The 4,114-nt window shown below is 52.6% G+C and carries 5 protein-coding genes and 1 pseudogene; 5 read left to right on the top strand and 1 reads right to left on the bottom strand.

Annotation, left to right across the window (positions count from 1 at the left end; genetic code table 11):
* The first annotated feature begins 53 nt into the window (after positions 1-53).
* The 5 genes from lpxK to murB are packed head-to-tail and all read left to right on the top strand — an operon-like array spanning position 54 to position 3,512.
* Entirely contained in the window at positions 54-1,058 is a 1,005-nt protein-coding gene (gene lpxK, locus ABYW01_RS15775; RefSeq protein ID WP_372834472.1) for a tetraacyldisaccharide 4'-kinase, read from the top strand.
* Complete coding sequence (locus ABYW01_RS15770; protein WP_228050768.1) at positions 1,051-1,236, top strand: Trm112 family protein; 186 nt, start codon at positions 1,051-1,053, stop codon at positions 1,234-1,236. The genes lpxK and ABYW01_RS15770 overlap by 8 nt, the downstream gene beginning before the upstream one ends.
* A 12-nt stretch (positions 1,237-1,248) precedes the next feature.
* Positions 1,249-2,019 (top strand): 3-deoxy-manno-octulosonate cytidylyltransferase, encoded by a 771-nt coding sequence (kdsB, locus tag ABYW01_RS15765; RefSeq protein WP_372834469.1) that lies wholly within the window; start codon positions 1,249-1,251, stop codon positions 2,017-2,019.
* Positions 2,016-2,489, top strand: a complete 474-nt coding sequence (locus ABYW01_RS15760; RefSeq protein ID WP_372834466.1) for a low molecular weight protein-tyrosine-phosphatase — start codon at positions 2,016-2,018, stop codon at positions 2,487-2,489. The genes kdsB and ABYW01_RS15760 overlap by 4 nt, the downstream gene beginning before the upstream one ends.
* Positions 2,490-3,512, top strand: coding sequence for a UDP-N-acetylmuramate dehydrogenase (gene murB, locus ABYW01_RS15755; protein WP_372834464.1), 1,023 nt, complete (start codon positions 2,490-2,492; stop codon positions 3,510-3,512).
* A 110-nt stretch (positions 3,513-3,622) separates the two neighbouring features.
* On the opposite strand, the pseudogene ABYW01_RS15750 reads toward murB, so the two are convergent.
* Positions 3,623-4,114 (bottom strand): annotated as a pseudogene (locus tag ABYW01_RS15750) (hypothetical protein); the annotation flags it as partial.

Raw genomic sequence — 4,114 nt, 5'->3', positions numbered from 1 at the left:
GCAGCTGGGATATACCCGGCTGAGTATTATCACTCAAGAGTCGACGAAATAGTATGCGCTGGCTGGAAACGCGTTGGTATCAGAAAAGACCTGCGCCGCTTTGGTTGCGCCCGTTAGAGTGGCTGTATCGTACCGTGAGTGACGGTAAGCGTCAGGGGTATGTTGCAGGCAGCAAAGAAGCGTTCAGGCCGCCGGTACCTGTCATAGTTGTTGGTAATATCACCGTGGGTGGGACCGGAAAAACACCGGTTGTGCTTTGGTTGATTGAAAAGCTGAAAGCGGCTGGATACAAACCAGGTGTGGTGAGTCGGGGCTACGGTGCTAAGGCGCCTCGTTATCCTTATGCGGTCACTAAAGATACATTGCCGGCAGAAGGTGGGGATGAACCTTGTATGCTGGTGCGTCGTTCGGGTTGTCCTCTTGTTGTGGACCCAGATCGTCCGGCTGCTGTGCAATACCTCTTAGAGCATTATGATTGTGACCTGGTCATCAGTGATGACGGACTACAGCACTATGCGTTAGGGCGTGATATTGAGTTGGTGGTCATTGATGGTCGTAGAGGTGTCGGAAACGGACATTGTCTGCCTGCGGGGCCGTTGCGAGAGCCTGTTGAGCGCTTGGGTGATGTCGATTTCGTCATCAGTAATGGGCAAGGGGAAAGTGGTTTTGACGCCATTCCTATGGGCTTAACCCCCACTGCATTTGTTGCACTGGACGGTTCTAAGCGTATTGCCGTTGATCAGTGGCAGGAAAAGCGCGTGCATGCCGTGGCGGGGATCGGTAATCCGGCCCGTTTCTTTGATACACTTCGTTTGGCTGCGGGTATCGAGCCACTGGAGCATCCTTTTGCTGATCATCATCCTTATGTCTTGTCTGACCTGCAGTTTTCGGAATCGCTGCCTTTGGTGATGACGGAGAAGGATGCAGTAAAAGTGTCTCATCTAAAAAATTTGGACGGCTGGTACCTAGAGGTATCCGCCGAGCTGCCCGTTGAGTTTGAGACGGCGTTGCTGAATAAACTCGAACAGATTACCTATACGGTTGAAAGTGATGGATAAAAAATTGATCGAGATGCTGGTTTGCCCAGTATCAAAAGCGCCTCTTGAGTGGAATGCAGAAACTCAGGAGCTCATCTGTCGTGCCAGTGGTTTGGCATATCCGGTGCGTGACGGTATTCCGGTCATGCTGGAAGAGGAAGCGCGTAAGCTGACTCTGGAAGAGCGTGAGCGTAAGTAAGGGGAGTCAGTTATGAGCTTTACCGTCATTATTCCAGCCCGTTTCGCATCCAGTCGCTTTCCGGGAAAGCCGCTGGCTGACCTGGCGGGTAAGCCGATGGTCCAGCACGTCTACGAGCGTGCGATGGAGAGCGAAGCGGACCGGGTGATCATCGCAACGGATGATCAGCGAATCGCGGATGTGGCTAAAGGTTTTGGTGCAGATGTGTGTATGACATCTGCCGAACATCCCTCAGGTACTGACCGTCTGCAGGAAGTGGTAAAGCTGCAGGGATTTTATGCCGATGACATCGTAGTTAATGTGCAGGGTGATGAGCCTTTGGTGCCGCCGCGTGTGATTAATCAGGTGGCTCATAACTTGAAGGCTGAGCCGAGCGCGAGTATTGCCACGTTGAGTGAGCCGATTGAAGACGTTGAAAGCTTGATGAATCCCAATGTGGTGAAGGTGGTGAGCGATGCCCGAGGGCGTGCGCTTTACTTCAGTCGAGCGCCCATGCCGTGGCCTCGTGATCAGTTTAATACTGAGGAAGGGCGCTCAGGCATGCCGGAAGGGTTTTCATGGCAGCGTCATATCGGCATCTATGCATACCGCGTGAAATTACTGAACGACTTTGTGACATGGCCACCGGCGCCGCTGGAAGAGACCGAGTGTCTTGAGCAGTTGCGTGCAATGTGGAATGGAGCGCAGATTCATGTCGCGTTGGCTGATGAGCTGCCACCTGCAGGCGTGGACACACCGGAAGATCTGGAGCGTATCCGTCAGTTGCTGGAGTCGCAGGCGTGAAGCGTGTGTTGTTTGTCTGTTTGGGCAATATCTGCCGCTCTCCAACCGCGCATGGCGTGTTTCAGCATGTTGTTGATTGCGGCGGTCTGGGAATGCAGGTTGAAGTTGACTCTGCAGGTACTGCGGCATATCACGTTGGAAATGGTCCGGATTCGCGCTCGGTTTCGGCCGCAAAATCACGCGGATACGATTTGTCGGCATTGCGTGCTCGTCAGGCTGTAGAAGCAGACTTTCAGCGGTTCGATTACATCTTGGCGATGGATCACAACAATCTTGAGAACCTGAAAGACTTGTGTCCGGAAAATTATGAAGGGCACTTGGGGTTGTTTCTGGATTTTGCGCCGAATATTTCGGAATCTGAAGTCCCAGACCCTTATTATGGCGGTAGCGATGGCTTTGGTCATGTGCTGGATCTTGTAGAAGAGGCTGCTGAGGGTTTGTTGGCAGATATTCGGCGGGAGCTGAGCTGAGTGATATCTCTTCAGGAAAATGCCGATCTGAGTCAGCTCAATAGTTTTGGGTTTGCATCTAAGGCTCAGTATCTGATCAATGTGCATTCAGACGATGAGCTGGTAGAGGCTGTGTGTTTTGCCGAGCAGCATGATTTGCCGCTTTTGGTGATCGGAGGGGGCAGTAATCTGATTCTTTCAGACTACCTGCCCGGTGTTGTCGTACGCTTGCAATCGGCCGGGTATCGCAAAGTATCGGAAGACGATGTTTCGGTTCTGGTTGAGGCTGAGGCGGGTGAAAACTGGCATCAGTTGGTTGAGCAGTTCGTCGGTGAAGGTTGGAGCGGTCTGGAAAATCTAGCGCTAATCCCGGGTACTGTGGGTGCTGCGCCGGTGCAGAATATCGGTGCTTATGGGGTCGAGATTAAGGATCGGTTTGAATCACTGACAGCCTATGATCGGCGGGAAAAGGTATTTGTTGATCTGGCAGCTTCGGATTGCCAGTTTGGGTATCGTAACAGCGTATTCAAGTCGACGAGCCCGGGGCGATATATCATTACGCGCGTGCGTTTTCGTCTTGCTAAAAACTTTGTTCCGGCTATGAGTTATGGTGCTTTAATGCAGCAGCTCGCTGGCGATGAGGTTACCGCGCGTTCGGTCTTCGATGCGGTTGTTGCAGTTAGACAGTCCAAACTGCCTGATCCGCTTGAGTTGGGTAATGTGGGGAGTTTCTTCGAAAATCCGGTGATTCCTCAGGCGCAATATGACGCGCTAAAAGTTCACTGTCCTGATGTTGTGGCCTATCAGGATCGTCCGGGGTTTATGAAGGTAGCGGCTGGCTGGTTGATTGATCAGGCTGGTTGGAAGGGTTATCGAGCCGGCGCTGTTGGTGTCTATGATAAGCAGGCTCTGGTGTTGGTGAACTATGGTGGTGGATGTGCTGCTGAGATAATGGCGCTGGCAGGCGCGATTCAGCACTCTGTGGTTGAGCGTTATGGGGTAGAGTTAGTACCTGAGCCGCGTCGGTACCCACTGTCGGTCTGAAGATAATCTTGGTTTGAGCAGGCATAAAAAAAACCGCGTTAATACGCGGTTTTTTTTATGCCTGAAAGTAGGGCAATGCTGACAGCTCAGCATTGCTCCATTCCAAGTGCTTACTCGCCTTTTTCGGCAGCTTCTTTCTGGCGACGACGAATTTCGCGAGGATCATTAGGGGCGCGGCTGCCGCGGCGACGGCGACGCGGTTCTGCTTCCTTAGGTTTCTCTTCGCTTGCTTCGCTGCTCTGAGCATCAGCTGTTTCCGTTGGCTCGGAAGGAGCTTCTGGTGTTGCATCTGATGCTTCAGCTACTTCTGCAGTCTCGGTCGCTTCTGCGGCTTCAGCTACTTCTGTGGCTTCAGTTTCTGTGGTTTCAGTCGCTTCTGTAGCTTCTGTAGCTTCTGTCGCTTCCGCAGTTTCAGTCGCTTCCGCAGTTTCAGTCGCTTCCGCAGCTTCAGGTGCTTCCGCAGTTTCAGTAGCTTCCGCAGTTTCAGTTGCTTCCGCAGCTTCAGGTGCTTCCGCAGCTTCAGGTGCTTCCGCAGCTTCAGGTGCTTCCGCAGTTTCAGTAGCTTCCGCAGTTTCAGTAGCTTCCGCAGTTTCAGTTGCTTC

This window comes from Pontibacterium sp. (assembly GCF_041587635.1).
Classification (GTDB): domain Bacteria; phylum Pseudomonadota; class Gammaproteobacteria; order Pseudomonadales; family Balneatricaceae; genus Pontibacterium.
This window is presented reverse-complemented; position numbering and strand designations above follow the sequence as displayed.

What these genes read in the sequence shown, in the direction of transcription:
- lpxK (WP_372834472.1), top strand. Translation starts at nt 54, where the DNA reads ATGCGCTGGCTGGAAACGCGTTGGTATCAGAAAAGACCTGCGCCGCTT.
- ABYW01_RS15770 (WP_228050768.1), top strand. Translation starts at nt 1,051, where the DNA reads ATGGATAAAAAATTGATCGAGATGCTGGTTTGCCCAGTATCAAAAGCG.
- kdsB (WP_372834469.1), top strand. Translation starts at nt 1,249, where the DNA reads ATGAGCTTTACCGTCATTATTCCAGCCCGTTTCGCATCCAGTCGCTTT.